We start from the raw sequence: 2,573 nt of genomic DNA, 5'->3' as shown, positions 1-2,573 counted from the left end.
GGGGCTCAACATCCCGACGGGCATGCCCCTCGTCTACGAGCTCGACGAGTCCTTCGTCCCGGTCACCCGGGGTGGCCGCTACCTCGACCCGGAAGCGGCCCGGGCCGCGGCGGAGGCCGTCGCGCAACAGGGCCGCTGACGTGTCGCACGTCTCTCAGCCGTATGCCGCTGAGCCGGCCAGACGACGAGACCCCGCCACACGACGTGGCGGGGTCTCGGGCGTGAGCGGGCCCAGCGGCATACGGCCCCGTGACGGGACTGCTGGGTGCGCTAGGAGCTGCGCTCGATCTCGGCGATGACGTCGGCGTCCTCGGTTTCCTCGTGGTCGTAGCTGACCTCCGCGTCGTACTCGCCCGTGACGAGGTAGATGACGCGGCGGGCCACCGACACCGCATGGTCGGCGAAGCGCTCGTAGTAGCGCCCGATGAGGGCCAGGTCGAGGACCGTCGTTCGGTGCAGGTCCCGGCTCTCGTCGAGGAGGGCCGCGAAGAGGTCGCGGTGCAGGTCGTCCATGGCGTCGTCGTCGCGGTCGAGGGCGGCTGCTGCCTCGACGTCCTTGCTCGCGATGATCGTGCCGCACTTGGCGACGATCGACTCGGCGACCCGACCCATCTCGAGGATGTGCGAGCGCAGCTGCGCGGGCACGGCGGAGTCGGGGTGGCGCAGCCGGGCGACCTTCGCCACGTGACGGGCGAGGTCGCCCATGCGCTCGAGGTCCGAGCTCATGTGCATGGCCGTGACGACGATGCGCAGGTCGGTGGCCACGGGCTGCTGCCGGGCGATGAGGTCGATGGACAGGTTGTCGAGGCGAACCCGGATGTCGTCGAGCTGCTTGTCGGCCTCGATGACCGACTCGGCAAGGTTGACGTCCGCATCGAGCAGGGCCGTCGTGGCGCGTGAGATGGCGGAGCCTGCGAGCCGCGTCAGCTCCACGAGCTGGTCCGTGATGGTGTCGAGGTCCTCGTGGAACTGGTCGCGCAATGGTCTTCCTTGTCTCGTGCCGGCTGATGAGGTCTCCGGGGTGACGGTCCGGTGAAGGTCTCCGGGGTGGAGGTCTCAGGGCCGAGGGTCGCAGCCGCCTGTGAATGGAAGGCGGCGGTCAGGTGAACAGTGGGCCCCCGTGCCCGCACACACGTGCGTCCGTGGTCCGAGCCTGCCACAGGAATGCGTAACCTGAGTGTCGTGGACCCAACGACCGCGGCAACGCTCGGGGGCTTCGTCGGCCTTGCGCTCGGCGGTGTCGCGCTGGCCGCGGTCCGTCTCTCCGACCGGTCGACCCGCAACGAGGAGGTCAGGGCGCCTGCCGCCGAGCTGCCTCCCGGTGTCGGCGAGGTCCTGGCGGTGCTCCGCTCGAGTGGCATCGTCCTCGACCGCGCCGACCGGGTCGTCAACAACTCGCCCGCCGCGGTCGCGCGGGGCCTGGTCAGGGGCAACGGTCTCGTCCATCCCGAGCTGCTCCAGCTCGCCAGGTCGGTCCGGCGTGACGGCGACATCCGCGAGGTGGAGCTCGACCTGCGCAAGGGTATTGGCGGAGGCACCCTCGTCGTGGCAGCCCGGGTCGCGCCGCTCGGTGCCGACCACGTCCTGCTTCTCGTTGAGGACATCTCCCAGGCGCGGCGGGTGGAAGAGGTCCGCCGTGACTTCCTCGCCAACGTCAGCCACGAGCTCAAGACGCCTGTCGGTGGCATCTCGCTGCTGGCCGAGGCCCTGCTCGATGCCTCTGACGACCCGGAGGCGGTCCAGCGCTTCGCGACCCGGATCGGCGTCGAGTCCCGGCGGCTGACCAATCTCGTCAAGGAGATCGTCGAGCTGTCGCGCCTGCAGGGCACCGATGTCATCAAGGACCCGGTCCTCGTCGACCTCGGTGCGTGCGCACACGACGCCGTCGAGCGCTGTCGCCTGCTCGCCGAGGAGAGTGGCATCGACGTCGCCATCCAGACCCACGGCGGCTGTGAGGTGTGGGGCGACGAGGAGCTCATCACCACCGCCATCACCAACCTCGTCGGCAACGCCATCGCCTACTCCGACACCGGGACGCGCGTCGGGGTGTCCACGCGGCGTCGCGACGGCGGGCTGGTCGAGGTGGCGGTGACCGACCAGGGCCTGGGGATCTCCCCTGACGAGCAGGCGCGGATCTTCGAGCGCTTCTACCGGGTCGACTCCGCGCGGTCGCGAGCCACCGGTGGCACGGGTCTCGGCCTGGCGATCGTCAAGCACGTCGTCGAGAACCACGGCGGCACCGTGACCGTGTGGTCGGAGGTCGGGCGCGGCTCCACCTTCACGATCGCCCTGCCGGGCGCGCCGCACCTCGGTCCGACCCCGGCCGGTACCGGCTCATCCGAGGCGGCCGCGGACCTGACCGTCGACGCGCCGCCCTCGGGCGAGCCTCCTGCTGTCGACGCTCCTTCAGGCGCGGCGTCTGCAACCGAAGCGGGCGCGCACCCCGAGGCGACGACGAACCAGCCCGCCACGTCCGAGCCCCACGCGGCCACACCGGCCAGAGTCACGAGAGGTCAGTCTTGAGCCGAATCCTGATCGTCGAGGACGAAGAGTCGTTCTCGGATCCGTTGTCC

2 protein-coding genes and 1 pseudogene are annotated in these 2,573 nt (G+C 70.5%); 2 read left to right on the top strand and 1 reads right to left on the bottom strand.

All coding sequences use genetic code 11. The features are described 5' to 3' along the window. Positions 1-139, top strand: a pseudogene (locus LOY02_RS19180) (phosphoglyceromutase); the annotation flags it as partial. Positions 140-270: 131 nt separating this feature from the next. On the opposite strand, the gene phoU reads toward LOY02_RS19180, so the two are convergent. After that, positions 271-981: a phosphate signaling complex protein PhoU gene (gene phoU / locus LOY02_RS19175; RefSeq protein WP_317183957.1), complete on the bottom strand. Its 711-nt coding sequence runs from the start codon at positions 979-981 to the stop codon at positions 271-273. A 201-nt stretch (positions 982-1,182) separates the two neighbouring features. Here phoU and LOY02_RS19170 point away from each other — a divergent pair, with 201 nt between their 5' ends. Then, positions 1,183-2,523 carry a sensor histidine kinase gene (locus LOY02_RS19170; protein ID WP_317183956.1) on the top strand — a complete coding sequence of 447 codons (1,341 nt, stop codon included), beginning with the start codon at positions 1,183-1,185 and terminating at the stop codon, positions 2,521-2,523. Positions 2,524-2,573 lie beyond the last annotated feature (50 nt).

Origin of the sequence: Intrasporangium sp., assembly GCF_032907665.1 — a bacterium.
Classification (GTDB): domain Bacteria; phylum Actinomycetota; class Actinomycetes; order Actinomycetales; family Dermatophilaceae; genus Intrasporangium.
Note: the sequence above shows the minus strand (reverse complement) of the source record. Positions and strands in the feature narration are given on the sequence as shown.